The sequence below is a fragment of the Wolbachia endosymbiont of Drosophila willistoni genome (genome assembly GCF_040084705.1).
Lineage (GTDB): Bacteria > Pseudomonadota > Alphaproteobacteria > Rickettsiales > Anaplasmataceae > Wolbachia > Wolbachia pipientis.
This window is the reverse complement of record NZ_CP157591.1, coordinates 1,074,277-1,093,379: the sequence shown is the minus strand read 5'-3', so window position 1 is coordinate 1,093,379 and position 19,103 is coordinate 1,074,277. Positions and strand designations below refer to the sequence as shown.

The window sequence follows — 19,103 nt, the reverse complement described above, 5'->3', positions numbered from 1 at the left end:
TGAAGGCTCTTGAGTTGACGCCATTGCCTGAACGACTGCTTGATTTAAGGGTAACGTTTTAACCATAAGGTCACTAACTCCTTAATATCTGTGTTCATAATTTGATTTTCCACGAAAGACATAATAGCAATAACCAGTGTAAGTTAAAATGATTGGTAAAAGCGGTATTATAACAATGAGCATTAAAGATAAACTTGGCCCAGAAGCAGCTGCATCCAGAATGGTATATTGAAAAGGTATAATCCATGGGTAGATACTAATTCCTAAACCTAAATATCCCATAAAAAAAATAGCAATACTGAGAAAGAATGGACGGTACTCCCGTTTAGTATTCTGAAGATCAAACCACAGCATGAAAAATAGCCAAGATGTGAGTAATGGAATAGAAAATAAATAATAAAAATTTGGCATGCTAAACCAAAAGTTTTTAATACGTTCATTTAAAAATGGTGTCACTACACTCACTAGTCCCATGAAAATACCTACAAAACCAAGCGTATAAGAAGCAACCTTGCGTGCCCATTCTTGTGTTATATTTTCTGTCTTCATTATGAGCCATGTAGAACCTAAAAGTGCATATCCAAATATCACAGCAATGCCTGTCATTACACTAAAAGCACTTGCCCAATCAAATTGGCCACCAGAAAAGTTGCGTCCGTTTACTTCTACACCATGTATAAATGCACCTAAAATCATGCCTTGGCAAAATGCAGCACCAAGTGACCCAAAATGAAAGGCATAATCCCATAATCGCCTGTATTTTCCTTCTGCCTTAAAACGAAACTCAAAGGATACTCCGCGCACTATAAGGCCAAGCAGCATAATAATGATTGGAATATAAAAAGCAGGCATTAATATTGAATATGCAAGAGGAAAAGCAGCAAACAACCCTCCACCACCCAATACCAACCATGTTTCGTTTCCATCCCAAAATGGTGCAATTGAGCTTATCATGTGATCACGGCATTTATCTGACGGTGCAAAAGGAAGTAAAATACCAATACCTAAATCAAACCCATCCATTAAAATATACAGTAAAACAGCTATGGCAATTAGTAATCCCCAGATTAGGGGTAAATTAATTAAGGAAGAAAAATCAAACATAATTGTTGTCCTTTCCAGATGTACCAGCATCAATCACTGAAGCTCCAATACCGTGTTTATAAAATTGCTCTTCTTCTTTAATGACAGGAATTCCTTTGTATATAAGTTTCAGAATATAGTAACTACCTGCTCCAAATATAAGGGTATACATAACGATAAATGCAATCAAAGACCATGCAACCTGAGGACCGGTAATCGCAGATGAAAATGATTCAATTGTGCGCATAATTCCATATACAGTGTAAGGTTGACGGCCAATTTCAGTAGTAAACCAACCTGCAAGTAACGCTATGAACCCAGACGGCATCATTGATATCCACCATCCATGTAAGAAACAACTTTGGAATAATTTGCCACGAAGATACTGTATAACACTTACTGACCCAATTATGATCATTAAAATTCCAACTCCAACCATTACACGGAAGGACCAGAATACCCATACTACAGGTGGTCTATCTTCTTTTTTCCATTCCTTTAATCCTTTTACTTCTCCTAAAAAATCATGTGTTAAGATCAAGCTGGCAAGATTAGGAATTTTTATCTCGTAGTGATTAATTTCATTTTGCTGATCCGGATAAGCAAATAAAAGTAAGCCAGCCCCTTTTTCGGTTTCCCATATACCTTCCATTGCAGCAATCTTAGTAGGTTGATGCTTTAGTGTATTTAATCCATGCCTATCTCCCATGAACAGCTGAAATGGTGCAGCTAAAGCTACCATAATGGTTGCCATACCAAGCATAATTCTTGCTTGAGGAGCATGTCGTTTTCTCCAAAGATAAAATGCTCCTACACCACCAACCACAAAAGCTGTTGTAAGATAGGCTGCTGTTACCATATGAATAAAGCGATAAGGGAAAGAAGGATTAAAAATAATCTCTAACCAATTGGTTGGATATAGGAGACCATTCTCACCAATCGTGAATCCAGCGGGTGTTTGCATCCAACTGTTGGCCGCAATAATCCAAAAAGCTGAAATAAGCGTTCCCACTGCAACAATACAAGTAGAAGCAAAGTGCATACGAGAACTTACTCTATTCCATCCAAATAGCATAATACTCAAAAAAGATGCCTCCAGAAAAAAGGCTGTTAAAACCTCAAAGGAAAATAGAGGGCCGAGAACATTGGCTATGCGGTCAGAAAAAATCGACCAATTGGTACCAAGTTGATATGACATTACAACTCCAGATACCACTCCCATGCCAAAAGCAACGGCAAAAATCTTGATCCAGAATTTATAAACATCACGGAAACGTGTATCACCAGTCTTAAGCCAACACCATTCCAAAAAGGCTAGAAAACTTGCAAGCCCGATCGTGAAAGCAGGAAATATAATGTGAAAGCCTATTGTGAAGGCAAACTGAATTCGAGCTAGCAGCACAGAACTAAATTCAAACATTTTATCCAATACCCATGTATTACAAATAATAGCCAAATCTACCTATAATTCAATCCATTTTTTCACAAAATTGACCTTACCCAGAAAAAGTAGAGAGAAAGTTAAGACGTTTTTGTCATGAGAATAAATTGTGCAGGAATACAACTGTTCTCCCTTGTCATACCGTCACGGTATCTCTAGATCCCGCTAACACGTAGCGGAATGACGAATTACTTAACCATCATTACACCGTCATACCGCGATTCATTCGCGGTATCTCTTAGCCGCTAACAAGCAGCGGGATACTTAACCATCATCTACACCGTCATACCGCGATTCATTCGCGGTATCTCAAAGCATAGATCCCGCTGCGGGATGACGGTTGTTGTTTAGCTATAAATATTAAGAAATTCACCAAGTGAAAAAAAAGGCAAAAGAAGCCCCGTGGTTATTATCCGCTTTAAAATATTGGCGTTTTTTATGTTTTAAACGCTTGACAAGCGAGATTCAGCCGCTTTTAATTGCAACTAACTTACGCTGCAAATGTTTAAGAAATTTACTAAGCAGAAAAAAAGACAAAGAATCCCCGAGTTAGCTAGTCTTTTACTATCTCTGTCGAGTATTGGCATTTTTTGATGTCTTGTAACGCTTTATAAGCGCGTTCAGCTTATTTAGATAAAAATCTAGATGTAGATGAAGTTTTGTAAAGACATACAGTATCTATATACTGCAAAAAATTGAACATAAGACGCCGATACATTAAGTAATCCTTACCTTTTAATCTGCAGATTGGCGAAAGCAAATACAATAGCTTCAGTTTCATGATAAGGGGGTTGGCGAAGGGTGTCAAGTAACTTTTGCATTTAATCCATTTCTATGGCTTATATAATAATCGTTATTGTAGTATAATTTAGAATAATGCAATAGATACCTAAATGTTTTAGCTATTAATTATATGTTGCACAAAAGCATATATTGCCCTACCATCCAAGTAGGTTAGAAATAAAGAGGTTTTTATGAGTTTTACTTTACCTGAATTACCATACGATAAAACAGCTTTGGAGCCTTATATATCTGCAAAAACCTTAGATTTTCATTATGATAAGCACCATAAAGGATATTTAAATAAACTCAATGAGCTAGTTGAAAATACGGATTATCAACATGTAAAAATTGAGGAATTAATAACAAAAGTGCATGGTAATAGCGGCAACTTGCCTATATTTAATAATGCAGCACAAGTTTGGAACCATACTTTTTATTGGAATTCAATGAAAAAAAATGGTGGTGGTAAGCCTAAAGATGGTAGTCTTCTAGCAAAAAAAATTCAAGACGATATCGGTGGCTTTGATAAATTTTATGAAGAATTTTCGAGTCATGGAGTAAGCCAGTTTGGCAGTGGATGGGTATGGTTAGTGCTCGAAAAAGGTAGGTTAGGAAAGCTCAAAATCACCAAGACTCCAAATGCAGATTTGCCAATAATTTATGGCCAAGTGCCACTACTCACTATGGATGTGTGGGAGCACGCCTATTATTTAGATTGTCAAAACCGTAGAATTGACTACATAAAAGTTTTCCTTGATCATTTGATTAATTGGGATTTTGCAGAAGAGAACTTAGAAGAATATATGAGATGAATATACCCCGGGTAACAAAATTAGATAATGGTCTGCGCATAATAACTGAGCAGGTGCGTGATATTGATTCCGTAGCTTTAAGCATACGAGTTGGTGTTGGCAGTAGAGCAGAAAGTGCAAAGCAAAATGGAATATCCCATTTTTTAGAACACATGGCTTTCAAAGGGACGAAGACAAGAACTGCCTTTGAAATTGCAAAAGCTTTTGATGACATAGGTGGAGTTTTCAACGCTAGCACCGGTAGGGAAAGCACCACCTATTATGCAAAAGTCCTCAAGAAAGACATAAAAACTGGTATTGATATATTAATAGATATATTGATGAATTCCACGTTTCCAGAAGATGAATTGGAACGTGAGAAGGGTGTTGTAATACAAGAGATTTTTCAAACTAATGATTCACCAAGTGACATTATTTTCGACAAATATTTTGAGGCAGCTTATAAAGACCAACCATTTGGTAGGTCAATCTTAGGCACGCAAAATACTGTAAAATCTTTTACTCGAGGAGATCTAGATAATTACATAAATGAGCATTACTTTGGTGAGAATATGCTATTTGCCGTTGCAGGAAATGTTGAACATGAAGAAGTTGTTGCATTAACCAAAGATTTTCTCTCAAAGATTCATTCTAAAAAGCTGAAAAAAAGCCAAAATGCGAGCTGTACTGGTGGTGAGTATTTAGAACATCGTAAATTAGATCAGGTACACTTGCTAATTGGTCTACCTAGTGTTTCTCGCCATGACGATAAATATCACACGTTTCAAGTGCTTGATTCTATATTAGGGAGCGGAATGTCATCACGTTTATTTCAGGAAGTAAGGGAAAAGCAGGGATTAGCTTACTCTGTTTATTCATTTAATTCCAGCTATACTAATACAGGAATGTTTTCCATTTTTGCTGGTACAGACAGTAGTAACTTAGATAAGCTTTTAAAATCTATAACGACAGAGTTGAAGAAGTTGTCTACAGATGATCTGAAGGAAGAAGAAGTAAATAGAGTGAAAGAGCGAGTAAAATCCCAAATTTTAATGTCACGCGAAAGTGTTAGCTCACGTGCTGAAACATTGGGACACTACTACGGTAACTATAATAGGTACATCAGTAAAAATGAATTAATAGAAAAAATTAGTGCAGTTACCACTGCTAACGTAAAAAAAGCAGCAGAAGAATTGTTATCTCAGCATGGAAAAACCACTCTAGCTGCAATTGGAGAAATTGAATCATTGCCAAGTTACGATAAAGTGGTTTCTATGCTTAAAGCTTAGTGTACTTTAATTATGTTGCTTAAGCTCACTAAAAAGTTCAATGAACGGTTGCAAAATCCTTTCTATAAAAAGTTTGCTTTCTGGTTCATCGCGTATATTACTTATCAGTTTATTCAAAGTTTTCTCGCTGTTTCGTAAAAATAAATAGCTTTCTACTGCTTGCACACCAGACAAGACAGTCAAAATTCCTCCTATCACTAGACAAGCAGCTATAGCAGGTACGGTACCCACTGCAATTGCAGTTGCGATTAATGATAACCCAGCTAAGAATGTAACGGCTGAAACGCAAAACGCTATTTGATGTTTTTCTTTATTGTTAACCATAAATACCTCACAAAAACTATATTTTTAACATACCAGTGTTGTCATGTATTGTCAAGTTTTTAAAGAAGATTAAAAAATGCAACGCACATGTGCAAAAAACGCTAACTATGGATTAGCCAAGGAAGAAAGAGTAGGAAGAGGAAGGCTTTTTCTGTTTTAGGGAATATAAAATAAGCGTAGAAAAATATGAACTAGGTGTATAATTCACAGTGTAGTGGTGTCTCACTAATCCAATTATTTTTCTCCCGATCTAGCCTATCATCTAATATAGCCTGCCTTATTGATGCCATTAACTTATTCATAAAGAAAATATTATGAATGGTAACGAGCGTGTAAGCCAGGAGCTCTTTAGCTTTCAGTAAATGGTGTATATAAGCTCTTGAATGTTTTCTGCAGGTAAAACATAAACAGTCACTTTCAATTGGGTTGTTGTCCAGCTCAAATCGTTGATTCCGCAAATTAATATGCTCTTTGCACTTTGAAGAAATAGAATTTCTGTTTTTTACTTTAACAAGTGCGCCACCATGCCTTGCTAAGCGGGTTGGATGCACGCAATCAAACGTGTCAATTCCAAGCTCTACTCCGCGAAAGATGTCCACAATTCCACCAATACCAAGCAAATGAGTAGGCCTGTCTTTTTTCAGGTGGTCCATAGTGAAAGAAACTACATCATGCATCTGCTCTTTACTTTGACCAAGTGATCCACCTATTGCTTGACCAAAAAATGGCAAATCGTTGATAAAATCACAACTTTCTCTACGTAAATCTTGATACACTCCGCCTTGACTAATTCCATACAGTGCCTGCTTGCCATTATTGTTTTTTTCAAATTCATTTAAAGAACGTTCAGCCCATCTGTGGCTCATGAGCATTGATTTTGCTGTGTATTCTTTGCTTACGTGAAATGGAGTGCATTCATCTAAAACTAGGATTAAATCTGCACCTAATTTCTGTTGAATTTGTACAGATTTTTCAGGAGTTAAGCAATAAATTTTACCATTAATGTAAGAACGGAAAATTGCCCCATCCTCATTAATTTTGATCAAAGTTTTTTGTTTTTTTCTTATTCCTTTTATCTCTTCCGAAACTGATCCGTGGCCTAAGCTAAATATCTGATATCCACCTGAGTCAGTTAGCATTGGCCCATTCCATCCTATCATCTTGCGCAAACCACCAAGTTTTGCAACAGTATTCTCTCCTGGTTGAAGCATTAGGTGATAGGTGTTGGAAAGTATGATTTGGGTACCAGCTTCACTTATTCTTTCAATATCTGCAGCTTTAATTGCAGCTTTTGTTGCGCAGAATATAAAAGCGGGGGTTTCTACGCTTCCATTTGGAGTTTTAATTGTTCCAACTCTTGCAGAACCTGATTGCTTGATTCTCTTGAATGAAAATTCTTCTTTCATCTATTTGCCTGAAAGTTCTGTTATGATGTTTTCTACTTTCTCAGGAGTAAGATTTTCATAGAAGTCATTATTGATCTGCACAACGGGAGCATTAACGCATGCACCTAGGCATTCAACTTCTTTTAAAGTGAACAAATTATCTTTAGTAGTCTCACCGATATTGATTCCAAGTTTTTTTTTAAAGGTATTTAAAACTTCTTCACTATTGCACAACCAGCAAGGAGTTGTTCTACAAATTTGTATTAGATATTTGCCTACTGGTTTTAAATTATACATGGTGTAAAAATTTGCCACTTCATATACACGAATATGTGGAATATGCAGCATATCAGCAACATAACGCATAGCAGATTCAGAAACCCATCCGCATTGCTCTTGAACCAGATATAGTAAAGGCATAACAGCACTACCTTCTCTACCTTTGGGATACATCTCTATAAACTTTCCCGCTTTCTTGAGGTTTTCTGATGTAAAACTAAACTGCTCTTCTTTTTCTATCATTCATGAGACTCGTGTAAACTTTAACAGATTATACCTGTAGAACCAATGATTGCAATTGTTGGTTTTTTGAGAAATAGCATAAAGCTTCTTAGCCCTCTTCAAGCTTATATTTACCTTTTAGTATAAAATATTATATTAATTTTTTAATTTTAGTTAAAATTTTCATTGACATTAACACACAGGAGTAATCATAATAGCATTTTATTAATATTTTAAATAAAATTATGTCTATATTAAGAAGATTGCTCGGGATCAACTCAAATACACCGGAAATTAAAGAAGCGATAGGTTTTAATCCAACAAACGTAGAATTAATTGAGGGGAATGGAGTTGCTTACGGACTCAGCTATCAAGATAATGGTAATGGGAGCAGTAAAGTAAAATTACTTATTAGTCCATTATATCAATCAAAAACATACGAATGTGGTACAAATATCAGCGTAGCAAATGAATTCAAAGATCAATTATCTCTCACATTAATAGAAGATTCAGCTGAAATAGATAAAGTTGGAGTTATCTTTCCTGAAGAAGGAATTAGCGAAGAAGGAGAAAAATGCGTTAAAGGCTTATCTTTTAACACTTACGGAATTAAACAATCAGTTAATACTCCTTCAGTTGAACATTTAGATAAAAGAAAATTACAAAAGAATATTGATAATAATAGTCTTGCAAATGTGGGCAATAGTTACTTTCAACCAAGAGCAGTGAAAGTTGGTAATGGTGACGTAATTGTAATCGCCCATAACTTAAAGGATCAAACTTTAGTTTCTTGGTACTTAAAGTCAAGCGAGAGCGGAAAATTTAAGGTATTGACTGGAGAAAAAGGTGTTACAGAAAGAAAATTGTTCAATTTTGATAATCAGGGGCAATTGGCATTAAATGGAAACACGATGCTTTATTCGCAAGTGAGCAAAAGGATTACTAAGGAAAATCAAGAGGTGAGAAAAACACGTATTTTTAAATTTGATATGGCTAAAGTGATTCAGGGTCTGAAGGATAGAGTTAATGGCTTTTTACTTGGTAATCGAAAAGGTCAAATAGATAATAAAGCACTATCTCTTTCTAGAGAACATGAAATAAGCTTTTTGCAGTATGTTGAACAAACGGAAGGAAATGATCTAGTTGCTTTTCTTGAAAATGACCAATCAGCTAATGAGCAGAGGTTACATATAGCAACTCTACTTAAAAATGGATCAGTGTCAGATTTTCCTATCTATCAATTTACAGATCCTATAGAGCAATTATATATTAAAGGCAACGGTCAGGGTGGTTTTATCGTAACTGCGGTAAGTGGAGAAAATATTGTAACTTTTAATCAAAACGGCTCTGGAAAATCTTCTGAAGCAACAATAATACCGGCAAATAGCATCAAAACTCTCAGTGATTTTGTTAATATCATTAACGGTCGATTAACGCCAGATATTATTTCTAGTAGTACCGTGGCTCCTATAACTGTTGCAGAAACGGTTGTGACTTCTAAGAAGACGCCGACTGCTGCAATTACTAGCACAGCAGAAACCGACGCTGTGAAGACTACTAAATTGACAACGGAAGCCGTTGCACCTACTTCTACAATGAATAAACCTTCAACAGAGTCAACGACTCAAACAAGTACAGTAACAGTGGAGCCAACAACAGCAACAAAAACAACTGCTACTTCACAAGCAACCACGATTACTGCAACGTCAACTAATGTGCCTTCGGAAACTGAAATAAGTACTGTAAAACCTACAGCAGCGACTGGTGCGTCGACTTCTACGATGAGTAAACCTTCAACAGAGTCAACGACTCAAACAAGTACAGTAACAGTGAAGCCAACAACAGAAGCCGTTGCACCTACTTCTACAACGAATAAACCTTCAACAGAGTCAACGACTCAAACAAGCACAGTAACAGTGGAACCAACTGCGCCAACAACAAGCTCAGAGAAAACTACACAAACAGTATTTAGTATACCAAGTACTAGAACAAAAGAGTCAACAACTCCTATATTCACCACGACTTTACTTCCTCAGTCTACTTCTTCACCACAACCTACTCAACTTGCTATAGGGTCTAATAAGGCAGGAATGATAGGGGGATCTTTGGTTGGAGCAATAGGTATTGTTGGAATTATAGGATTCATAGCATATAGATATGTTAAGGGTCGTAATGCTGCTCCTGTATTAGAACTAACTGATTTGGGTTATAGAAGGCGATCATCTTCAAGTAGCGATGAAGAAATTTTTACCACTGGTAACAGAATGCGAACTATATATCAATCTGAAACAGTGCTAAATAGTATATCAGTAGAAAGTAGTAGTCGATCAAGAAGTAGCTCATCGTCTTCAAGCGGTGGACCAGGCTCTTGACTAACTGAAGCGGAGTCTAAAAGTGAAAAAAGCTTATCTTGGGATAGTGATGATGTGCCGGAATATCACCTTTAGCTATTTGTCTAAATGTTTTTAATATGTAGACTGTTAGGAAATTGTCTTTTGCTTTTGTGATTTTCATGTTAAAGTATAATTCCTAGGTGAAATAAGTAGCTGCTGTTGTGTGATAAACATAGCAGAGGAAAGTCCGGGCTCCAAGGAAAAATAGTGACGGGTAATGCCCGCCGGAGGTAACTCCAGTTATAGGGCTACAGAAAATTACCGCCTAAAATATTTTTAGGTAAGGGTGAAAAGGTGTGGTAAGAGCACACCATGGCAATGGCAACATTGGTAGTCGAGTAACCAACACTAGGAGCAAGATTAAATAGAAGTAGATTTTATGTTTTCCTCATATCTACTCGGGTAAATCGCATGCGGTAAATGGTAACATTTACTCCAGATAAATAGCTACATAAACAGAACTCGGCTTATATTTCACCTAGGCGTTCACATGATACGTGCGATATAAGCCATGCTATATTTAAATGTGTAGGCATTTCATGCGTTGTCCTTCACTTGTTCTGCTTGATAGCCATCACTACTTTCGCCTACATTAACATTAGAATATTCATCATCATCAATATACTCTTTCAGAACATACCCTCTGCCCCAAACGGTTTCTATGTGGCTTTTTCCATCATTTGCACTTTCAAGTTTCTTACGTAATTTGCACATAAAAACATCAACTATCTTGTTATCTGAAGGTTCATCCAAGCCATTGTAAAGATGATTTAAGAACATTTCTTTTGTTAGTACTGTTCCTTTACGCAGTGCTAGCAATTCTATCATAGAATACTCTTTATTAGTAAGGTGAACCGTTTTACCTTTCACCTCAACAACCCTGTGATCAAAATTGATATTTATATTACCAATCTTTATCACCGATTCAGGATGGCCTTTAGTACGACGCACTATGGCCTTAATTCGAGCTAATAACTCGCTTTTATGAAATGGCTTGGTTAAGTAATCATCGGCACCATACCCGAGTCCTTTAGCTTTGTGATTGACAGCGGATATGCATGAAAGTATTAAGACAGGAACTTTGATTTTTGCACTTCTTAGTCTTAACAATATATCATATCCGTCAATATCACCAGGTAAGTGTATATCTAAAATAACTAGGTCATAGTAATCTCCGTTTGAGGAAACCATATTATTGTTATAATCTTGTGCAGAAGTAACAACGTCACAGAAGTGTCCATCAGAAGTTAAGGCGTTAACTACAGTCTTTGCACTTACTTGATCATCTTCAATTAATAATATACGCATATTTTACACCCCATAAATAATTTATAATTTTAGTAATATATATAACTAAGGAAAGTAATAAATCAAATTTTTATTAACAAATGATCAAAATTACACTTATTAATTAATAGTAAATATATTGTTCCAAAGTTATATAAATAGATCTAAAATATAATAGACATACCATGATAGTAATAATATTTTTAGTAAATATTGAATTAAAGTTACTATTATTAAAAGAATACTTCGGTTAATAAATATTTAACTATTCTATATGTCTGTGTTATATTTTTAATTTACTTATCCTACTATTTTAAAGTATAAGTAATATTTTCAGGAATATTGTGTGGCAATATCAATTTTAGGTGCTGGTGCATGGGGTACAGCAATCGCAATTTCATTAGGTAGTAAGAAAGATGTGATTTTGTGGACTCACAATGAAACTACATTTGAATCAATCAACGGGAAAAGAGAAAGTGACAAGCTACCCGGTTGTCGAATTTCTGATAATGTGTCAGTAAAATTGGCTATAGAAGACATAATTAATGCTTCAGTAACAATCCTCGCTGTTCCCACTCAGTCTCTGAGGAAGGTATGTCAGCAATTGCATAATTGTAATCTGAAAAAAGATGTAGCAATAATTTTAGCTTGTAAGGGAATAGAAAAGTCTACATTAAAATTACCTAGTGAAATAGTAAATGAAATTTTACCTAACAATCCTATTGCTATTTTTTCAGGTCCTAGCTTTGCTGTAGAAGTTGCAAGAAAATTACCCTATTCAATGGTTCTTGCATGCCAAAATAACACATTAGGTTCAAAGCTAGTATCAGAGCTGCAACAAGAAAATGTTAAATTGGAGTTTAGTAACGACATTATAGGAGTACAGATTTGTGCAGCGTTAAAGAACGTTTTTGCTATAGCGTGTGGGATTGTTCTAGGTAGTAAACTTGGGTTTAATGCTCATGCAGCATTGATTACGAAAAGTATGAGCGAAATTAAGGCTTTATACTCAGCAAAAATTGGTGACGGTAGTGTGGATATAAATACACTACTTGGGCCAGCATGTCTGGGTGACCTAATTATGACATGCACATCCTTGAATTCAAGAAACTTATCTTTTGGGTTTAAAATAGGTAATAGTGACAATGGCTTTAATGTTCAGCAGATTTTGTCAGAAGGCAAGTCAGTGATTGAAGGTTTTAGCACTGCTGAGTCCATATTTAATTTAGCAGGAAAGCTAAAGATAAAAATGCCTATATGTGAAGCGGTCTATAGATTATTGTATGAAAGCGCCTCTATAGAGGATACTCTTTCTGTTCTTATAAGTTAATTTTGTATTTGGATATATTGTGAAATTTTTATATAAATTAATATCAACGTGGTGGCTGTCTGGAACAGTAAAAAAAATGCCAGGTACTGTGGGTAGTTTGGCTTCTTTTCCGCTTGTTCCTGTAATCCTGAGCAACAAAATTTTAGGTGCAGCAATTATTTCTTTTTTATTCTTAATTGGATTATGGTCTACAGGTAATTATATAAAACATTACAAGACTTCATGTGATCCAAAAGAGGTAGTAATTGACGAAGTGGTTGGTCAATTGCTGACGATACTTTTAGTTTCGATATTGTTAAGCCAAGAGATGAATTGTTCTTCATTGTTGTTGTGCTTTTTTTCTTTTAGGTTTTTTGATATAATAAAAACGTGGCCTATAAATTTAATCGATAAAAATACCAAAGGTCCTTTAGGTATTATGCTAGATGACGTTATAGCTGCAATTTTAGCCTGTGTTCTTATAGGAGCCTTTTATTGTTTATTGTTGGTGTATGCAGGATAAAAAAATTTATTATTCAAGCTTAATTGTTCAAAATCTAAAGGATTATATACTGTACACAGCGAATTTATCTGAGTGGGAAGTACACGATGAATTTGATAACATCATATTTACAATAAATGGTACCAGGGAGTCATTATTTAATTTTGTGTTCTGTGGAGATCAATGTACCGAGCTTTCTATACAAAAAACTCTAGATTATCTCAGAACAAGAGATATAGAAGCAACATGGGTAATAAATTCACATATGAAAATAAGAGATATTTTAGAAAAGTGTGAAATAAAACACGTTAGCACACAAAAAAAAGCTTTACTTAATATGAAAAATTACTTTTTACCTGCTGATGTTATTCCAAACTTGAGGTTAAATGCTGTGAATGGTAGCAACCTCTTAGAACAGTTAGATCTACACACTTCTAAAATTTTTTATCATGGCGTTGGAATTGTCAGCACATTTTTTCGCGGATTATCAAATTATGATGATAAGAACTCAAGATTAAGATTTTTTCTTGTAACACTAAATAATGAAATTATTGGGACATGCGGTCTTTATGTTCAAGATAGCGTAGCTGGTTTTTATAGTGATGGAGTTTTACCAATTTACAGGAATCGTGGAATAGGTACCCAAATGGTTTTAGAAAGAATAAAGATAGCTAAACAGCTTGAATGCAAATATATAGTAGCACATTGTATGAAATCTTCTGTGAACCTTTATAAGAGATTGGGCTTTCAAATGTTAGGCAATCTTTACTTATATACCTCTTCAGCATAATTCTGAGCGGTTACAAATTTTTACATTTGTTTTAAAAGTGCTATGTTTTTTTTGTATGAAGTGGTTTTAATATTGATTCTAATATTATTCTTTCTCTCTTATTCTAAATTAAAAATTAGTAATAAGATTAAGAACTTACAGCATCAAAATGTTATCATAAATAATTTAATTGATACTGTGAATGATGGGTTTTATATTTGGGATGCAAAAAAACGTATAGAAAAGTTCTCTCCCAATTTACTAATTTTGCTTAATACTGTTTTTTACTCATTTAATGAGTTTGTGAATTTTTTTGAGCAATCAGAAAGCTTAATCAAAAATTTTGTTGAGGCAAAGGAAATAAATAAATCTTTTACTCTAGATTTAAAGTCAAAAGACAGTGAGGTTTATTGCATATGTTACGGTAGAAGCATAATAGATGATTCTAACAATGTGATAGGTGTGCTGTTATGGATAAGGAATGTCTCAGACTGTAAGATAAAGGCTAACGGACTTGAGTTAGAAAATAGTAAGCTTACACAGGAAGTGGAGAGCTATAAAAACGTTTTCAACTCTTTACCATTTCCAATACTAAGATATAACAAGAGTAGAAAGGTGGAATTTTATAACTTGTTTTATGATAAATATGTAGATGGTTCTAAGAAATTTGCTATTACCGGTAGCGCTCATAGCACAAAACCAGGAAGACATGTCATAACTTATAAGAACGAACCTAAGGTTTTCGATTTTGTTAAAATTCCAATACAAGTTTCTGGTAGCATAGTAATGTATGGGAAAGATGTTAGTGATGCAGAGAAATTATATACTGAATTAAACAGTTATTTAGCTACACAGAAAAATTTGCTTGAGAGGTTACCGGTTGCTATAGTAATATATAGTAAGAATCAAAAGCTAAAATTTTATAATAATGCTTTTATAAAAACCTTTCAATTTGACCCAAAATTTTTGGCATCTTACCCAACTTATCACGAAGTTATGCTTTACCTCTTCGAATCTAAAAAGCTTTTAGAAAAAGAGGATTTTCAAACTATTAGTAACCAAAGACATGAGTTGTTCAAAAAATTATTTGAATCGTACGATGATACGATGCACTTCACAAACGGAAAAGCGTTCAGGGTATTAACAATACCCTACGCTTCGGAAGGTTTGCTGTTCTCTTACGAAGAATGCAAAAGATAATACTTAAACTCCTTCTCTCTCTACCATGAGCTGTTTTACTTTCGCTATTGCTCTTGCTGGATTAAGTCCTTTAGGACAAGTTTTTGTGCAATTCATTATTGTATGACAACGATACAACTTGAATGGGTCGTTTAAAACATCAAGTCTTTCACCTGTCTTATTATCACGGCTGTCAGCAATCCATCTGTAAGCTTGTAATAGTATTGCTGGTCCTAAAAATTTATCACTATTCCACCAGTAGCTTGGGCAACCAGTCGAACAGCAAGCACATAATATACAGTCGGACAAGCCATCTAATTTTTTTCTATCTTCAGAAGATTGAGAGTATTCTTTATTTGGTAGGGCAGGCTTATCTGCTTGTAACCAAGGTTTAATTGATTTGTATTGCTCATAAAATTGGCTCAAATCCGAGACTAGGTCCTTTATTACATACATGTGAGGTAATGGATATATTTTTACGTCACCTTTTATATCATGTATAGATCTAGTACATGCAAGAGTATTGGTTCCGTCAATATTCATGGCACAAGATCCACATATGCCTTCTCTACAAGAACGTCTGAAAGTTAAAGTCGAATCTATTTCATCCTTTATTTTTATTAATGCATCAAGTACCATAGGGCCACAACTATCCATATCAATAAAAAATGTGTCTATTCTAGGGTTTTTCTCGTCATCAGCAGACCAACGGTAAATTTGAAATCTTCTGATGTTTTTTGCTCTAGCAGGAATAGGATAAATTTTGCCCTTTTGATTAATTTTAGAATTCTTTGGCAAAGAAAACTGAACCATATCACTTACCTTTTATTGTTTATAGCTAAAACCCTTTGTAGATAACATATTTTATTATCATCTACTATATTTTTATTAAATTCCTTTTAAATCGCACACATATTGTAGCCAAGCGAAGCTAAAATCTCCCTTTCTAGATTTTTCATTATAATTTCTTCATCTTTTTTTTGGTGATCATAACCAAGTAAATGCAGTAATCCATGCACTAACATGTGTGCAATGTGAGCAAGAATGGGTATATAATACTCATGCGATTCTCTTTTTATTGTGTCTATTGAAATTGCTATGTCTCCTAAATCGCACTCATTAGACAATTGTTCATACGGAAATGATAGTACGTTAGTTGGCTTATCCATTTCTCTAAATTTTAAATTAAGTTGATGTAGCAAGTCATCATCAGCCAGAGCTATTGATATATTTGGTTTATAGTGGTCTATTTTTAATTCTTTTAGAGAAGCATTGATGACACCTAATACAAAATTTTTAGGATTTTCTATAATGCTGCACCATTTCTTGTCAAGAATATTTACTTCTAACATGAGTGACACATCAGTAAGGGTGTCATGCAAATAGCTGACACTGGAATCCAAAAAAGAAGAGTTATAGACCCTTGTGTCATGTACACAACTGTACGAATATTGTACACTAGAAGGATGTCATCCCAGTGTCTAGGCACTGGGATCCAGGAATTTTGATTAGACATCAAGTTAGTGAATATAAAAGTAGCTAATCTTATATTAAAACACAACGGCTTTAATGTGGTTGCATTAAGGCTGGATTCCAGTGTCAAGCACTGGAATGACACCTTTGTGTTTGATGCAAAATCGGCTATAACGTTTAATGCACTGCCTTCGAGACAAATATTCATACAGCTGTGCGTTGTGTGCTGAGATGACATCATTTAGGAACTGAAATGACAGGTATTACACATCACTCATCCTTATTATTTCATTCCATTCAATTTCCGAAACTGGGGCAATTGATAAACGTGGTTGTTTTAATATAGTCATATTTTTCAAAAGTGGGTTTTGTTTTATATTATTTAACGTTACTTGGTTATTTAAAGGTTTCAAAAACTTTACATTCACTAATCCGAACTTGGGATCATTAACATGATAATACTCTTTAAATACTTCAACGATTCCAAGTATTGCTTTCTCTTTACCTGTATGATAAAAAAACGCAAGATCGCTTGCTTTCATAATTTTCATGTAATTTTGAGCTTGATAATTGCGCACACCATCCCACTCAACTACCTGCTCCTTTTCCATTTTTTGCCATGAGTATTCACTTGGCTCTGACTTAAGTAGCCAAAATTGCATTATTTTTTTCTTCTTAAGTAAGCTGGTATATCATAGATATTGCTGCCCCACTTAGCTCCTTCGCTTACCTGTTCAGCTGGTTTTGTTTCCAGTGTTTTGTCTTGTGTACTTTCACTTTGACTATATGGCCACTTAAATTTCTCTTTCTCTGAGTCTTCGCTCTGACTTATAGGTGAAGTTTCTGATTTATTATTGCGACCATCAATGCCAGTTGCAAGAACAGAAACTCTAACTCTTCCCTCCATCGCTTGATCAAAAGTAGCACCAAATATTATATTTGCATTTTCATCTACTTCTTCACGCACTCTATTGGCTGCAGCATCAACTTCAAACAGAGTCATATCTCCGCCACCAGTAATGTTAATTAATATTCCTTGCGCACCTTTCATTGATACATTATCAAGCAATGGATTAGATATTGCAGCCTCTGCAGCACTAATTGCTCTATCTTCTCCTTCTGCCTCTCCGGTGCCGATCATCGCTTTGCCCATCTCGCTCATTACTGTTTCTATATCAGCGAAGTCAAGATTGATAAGCCCTGGCATGACCATCAAGTCAGTTACTCCTCTGATGCCAATGTGCAGAACATTATCAGCAAGTTTAAATGCATCAGAAAATGTAGTTTTTTCATTTGCAATTCTAAATAAATTCTGATTTGGAATGACAATAAGTGTATCCACGTATTTTTGCAGTTCTTCAAGTCCAAGCTCTGCAATGCGCATACGGCGCACACCTTCAAAACCGAACGGTTTAGTTACAACTCCAACAGTCAATATCTTTTTTTCTTTTGGCGCTCTATCCTTAACTGCGGCTCTTGCTTCTCTGGCTGCTTTTGCAATTACCGGTGCTGCACCGGTTCCAGTACCACCGCCCATTCCTGCTGTGATGAAAAGCATATGACTATCTTTTATATGCTCCATAATCTCATCAATTGACTCTTCTGCTGCACCTTTGCCAACATCAGGCAAAGCACCAGCACCAAGCCCCTTAGTTAAATTAATGCCAAGCTGAATTTTTTTATCACATAACGACTTTTCTAGTGCTTGAGCATCAGTATTTGCGACAACAAAATTCACTCCTTGCAAATTAGATTGGATCATGTTATTCACAGCATTTCCACCAGCACCACCCACTCCCACAACGGTAATCCTTGGGTGTAATATAGGCAACTCCGGCAGACTAAGATCAATAGACATTTAAATTACTCAAATTTAGCGAATTCACTTGATAATAAGTTACCGCTTTTTTAATAATATGCAAATACTTTTCACTTCTATAGGCGTAAATAGTAAACGGGATTTACTTATTCTTAACATTTATACTAATAAGTGCCGTTAATTATAATAACTAGATTCTTAGATGACATCACTTAACCGATGCAAAAAATAGAAAACGTTTATAAAAAGGGACAGAAACCTATCCCTTTTTATTTTGTTGAAGATTATTATAATGCCCGACCTTTCCCTTTCAATGCTTCAACTGCAACATCTTTTAATTTTGAGGCAACTTGATATGTTCCATAAACAGCAGCAACTGCAGCAATTGCCATTATGGCACCCGCAACTATCTGACCAGCAACACCTGTTCCGATAAATCCAGGTAATGAAGCAGCTATTGCTTGATTTGTTCCAACAAAGTAACTGGCAGTCTTAGCAAGAAACCCAGAAGCTTCTGCTGCACTAACAAAGCCTGCTTTCATATGCATTGCTGTAAAGACAACACTTGCAACTGCAAGCGGAAATAATGCTGTTCTCCCTTTATTATGCATAGCGTACTGACCAGCTCCACCAGCAGCACCAGGAATTCCCCAGTATTTTTCAGCTTGTATATATCCTGCTGAAATAGCATGAAAAATGCCATCCTCTTTTCTATACTCATAATTTGTTAATGCCATAACTCTACTCCTTAAATAGAATGTTAAAATTTCGTTAA

The 19,103-nt window shown here is 35.2% G+C and carries 20 protein-coding genes and 1 other RNA gene; 10 read left to right on the top strand and 11 right to left on the bottom strand.

Annotated features, from left to right (window positions below; all coding sequences use genetic code 11):
• Nucleotides 1-81 precede the first annotated feature (81 nt).
• Together cydB and ABL518_RS05630 are read right to left on the bottom strand one after the other, a co-directional pair.
• Nucleotides 82-1,104 (bottom strand): cytochrome d ubiquinol oxidase subunit II, encoded by a 1,023-nt coding sequence (cydB, locus tag ABL518_RS05635; RefSeq protein WP_095742744.1) that lies wholly within the window; start codon nt 1,102-1,104, stop codon nt 82-84.
• On the bottom strand, nt 1,097-2,503 hold the full coding sequence (locus tag ABL518_RS05630; protein WP_348994402.1) for a cytochrome ubiquinol oxidase subunit I: 1,407 nt from the start codon (nt 2,501-2,503) through the stop codon (nt 1,097-1,099). The genes cydB and ABL518_RS05630 overlap by 8 nt, the downstream gene beginning before the upstream one ends.
• A gap of 995 nt (nt 2,504-3,498) precedes the next feature.
• On the opposite strand from ABL518_RS05630, the gene ABL518_RS05625 reads away from it, so the two are divergent.
• Both ABL518_RS05625 and ABL518_RS05620 read left to right on the top strand, forming a co-directional pair.
• Entirely contained in the window at nt 3,499-4,119 is a 621-nt protein-coding gene (locus ABL518_RS05625; RefSeq protein ID WP_010082437.1) for a superoxide dismutase, read from the top strand.
• Nucleotides 4,116-5,387, top strand: coding sequence for a M16 family metallopeptidase (locus ABL518_RS05620; RefSeq protein ID WP_095742743.1), 1,272 nt, complete (start codon nt 4,116-4,118; stop codon nt 5,385-5,387). Before ABL518_RS05625 ends, ABL518_RS05620 begins: the two co-directional genes overlap by 4 nt.
• A gap of 6 nt (nt 5,388-5,393) precedes the next feature.
• Here ABL518_RS05620 and ABL518_RS05615 read toward each other — a convergent pair whose 3' ends face one another.
• The 3 genes from ABL518_RS05615 to nuoE form a co-directional block, all read right to left on the bottom strand.
• Nucleotides 5,394-5,711, bottom strand: coding sequence for a hypothetical protein (locus ABL518_RS05615; protein ID WP_010082444.1), 318 nt, complete (start codon nt 5,709-5,711; stop codon nt 5,394-5,396).
• A 191-nt stretch (nt 5,712-5,902) separates the two neighbouring features.
• Nucleotides 5,903-7,117: a tRNA guanosine(34) transglycosylase Tgt gene (gene tgt, locus ABL518_RS05610; protein WP_010082445.1), complete on the bottom strand. Its 1,215-nt coding sequence runs from the start codon at nt 7,115-7,117 to the stop codon at nt 5,903-5,905.
• Entirely contained in the window at nt 7,118-7,618 is a 501-nt protein-coding gene (gene nuoE / locus ABL518_RS05605; RefSeq protein WP_010962799.1) for an NADH-quinone oxidoreductase subunit NuoE, read from the bottom strand.
• Between the two features lie 224 nt (nt 7,619-7,842).
• Here nuoE and ABL518_RS05600 point away from each other — a divergent pair, with 224 nt between their 5' ends.
• On the top strand, nt 7,843-9,969 hold the full coding sequence (locus ABL518_RS05600) for a hypothetical protein (RefSeq protein ID WP_095742742.1): 2,127 nt from the start codon (nt 7,843-7,845) through the stop codon (nt 9,967-9,969).
• Nucleotides 9,970-10,126: 157 nt separating this feature from the next.
• Nucleotides 10,127-10,476, top strand: an RNA gene (gene rnpB, locus ABL518_RS05595) — RNase P RNA component class A.
• Between the two features lie 51 nt (nt 10,477-10,527).
• On the opposite strand, the gene ABL518_RS05590 is transcribed toward rnpB, so the two are convergent.
• On the bottom strand, nt 10,528-11,298 hold the full coding sequence (locus ABL518_RS05590; RefSeq protein ID WP_010962797.1) for a response regulator transcription factor: 771 nt from the start codon (nt 11,296-11,298) through the stop codon (nt 10,528-10,530).
• A 325-nt stretch (nt 11,299-11,623) separates the two neighbouring features.
• Between ABL518_RS05590 and ABL518_RS05585 the strand changes: the two genes are divergently transcribed.
• Genes ABL518_RS05585 through ABL518_RS05570 form a run of 4 tightly spaced genes read left to right on the top strand, consistent with a single transcriptional unit; the run spans nt 11,624 to nt 15,057 of the window.
• A complete protein-coding gene (locus ABL518_RS05585) occupies nt 11,624-12,607 on the top strand; it encodes an NAD(P)H-dependent glycerol-3-phosphate dehydrogenase (protein WP_010962796.1) in 984 nt (327 codons plus the stop codon).
• Between the two features lie 19 nt (nt 12,608-12,626).
• Nucleotides 12,627-13,109: a phosphatidylglycerophosphatase A gene (locus tag ABL518_RS05580; protein WP_006279290.1), complete on the top strand. Its 483-nt coding sequence runs from the start codon at nt 12,627-12,629 to the stop codon at nt 13,107-13,109.
• Entirely contained in the window at nt 13,099-13,878 is a 780-nt protein-coding gene (locus tag ABL518_RS05575) for a GNAT family N-acetyltransferase (protein WP_010082453.1), read from the top strand. The genes ABL518_RS05580 and ABL518_RS05575 overlap by 11 nt, the downstream gene beginning before the upstream one ends.
• Nucleotides 13,879-13,920: 42 nt before the next feature.
• A complete protein-coding gene (locus tag ABL518_RS05570) occupies nt 13,921-15,057 on the top strand; it encodes a hypothetical protein (protein ID WP_070356889.1) in 1,137 nt (378 codons plus the stop codon).
• A 3-nt stretch (nt 15,058-15,060) separates the two neighbouring features.
• Here the strand turns inward: ABL518_RS05570 and ABL518_RS05565 are convergent, their stop codons facing one another.
• Together ABL518_RS05565 and ybeY are read right to left on the bottom strand one after the other, a co-directional pair.
• The gene (locus tag ABL518_RS05565) at nt 15,061-15,849 is read right to left on the bottom strand and encodes a succinate dehydrogenase iron-sulfur subunit (protein ID WP_010082472.1); all 789 of its coding nucleotides are present in this window, start codon (nt 15,847-15,849) and stop codon (nt 15,061-15,063) included.
• Nucleotides 15,850-15,935: 86 nt separating this feature from the next.
• On the bottom strand, nt 15,936-16,388 hold the full coding sequence (gene ybeY / locus ABL518_RS05560; RefSeq protein WP_010082473.1) for an rRNA maturation RNase YbeY: 453 nt from the start codon (nt 16,386-16,388) through the stop codon (nt 15,936-15,938).
• A gap of 24 nt (nt 16,389-16,412) precedes the next feature.
• Between ybeY and ABL518_RS05555 the strand changes: the two genes are divergently transcribed.
• Nucleotides 16,413-16,544 (top strand): hypothetical protein, encoded by a 132-nt coding sequence (locus ABL518_RS05555; RefSeq protein WP_255322244.1) that lies wholly within the window; start codon nt 16,413-16,415, stop codon nt 16,542-16,544.
• A gap of 15 nt (nt 16,545-16,559) precedes the next feature.
• Entirely contained in the window at nt 16,560-16,739 is a 180-nt protein-coding gene (locus tag ABL518_RS05550; protein WP_022626337.1) for a hypothetical protein, read from the top strand.
• Nucleotides 16,740-16,772: 33 nt separating this feature from the next.
• Here ABL518_RS05550 and ABL518_RS05545 read toward each other — a convergent pair whose 3' ends face one another.
• The 3 genes from ABL518_RS05545 to ABL518_RS05535 all read right to left on the bottom strand — a co-directional run bounded on the left by ABL518_RS05545 (nt 16,773) and on the right by ABL518_RS05535 (nt 19,065).
• A complete protein-coding gene (locus ABL518_RS05545; protein WP_007549395.1) occupies nt 16,773-17,171 on the bottom strand; it encodes an EVE domain-containing protein in 399 nt (132 codons plus the stop codon).
• Nucleotides 17,171-18,367, bottom strand: coding sequence for a cell division protein FtsZ (ftsZ, locus tag ABL518_RS05540; protein WP_010962790.1), 1,197 nt, complete (start codon nt 18,365-18,367; stop codon nt 17,171-17,173). Before ftsZ ends, ABL518_RS05545 begins: the two co-directional genes overlap by 1 nt.
• A 248-nt stretch (nt 18,368-18,615) precedes the next feature.
• Nucleotides 18,616-19,065 (bottom strand): hypothetical protein, encoded by a 450-nt coding sequence (locus ABL518_RS05535; protein WP_010082668.1) that lies wholly within the window; start codon nt 19,063-19,065, stop codon nt 18,616-18,618.
• Nucleotides 19,066-19,103: the final 38 nt, after the last annotated feature.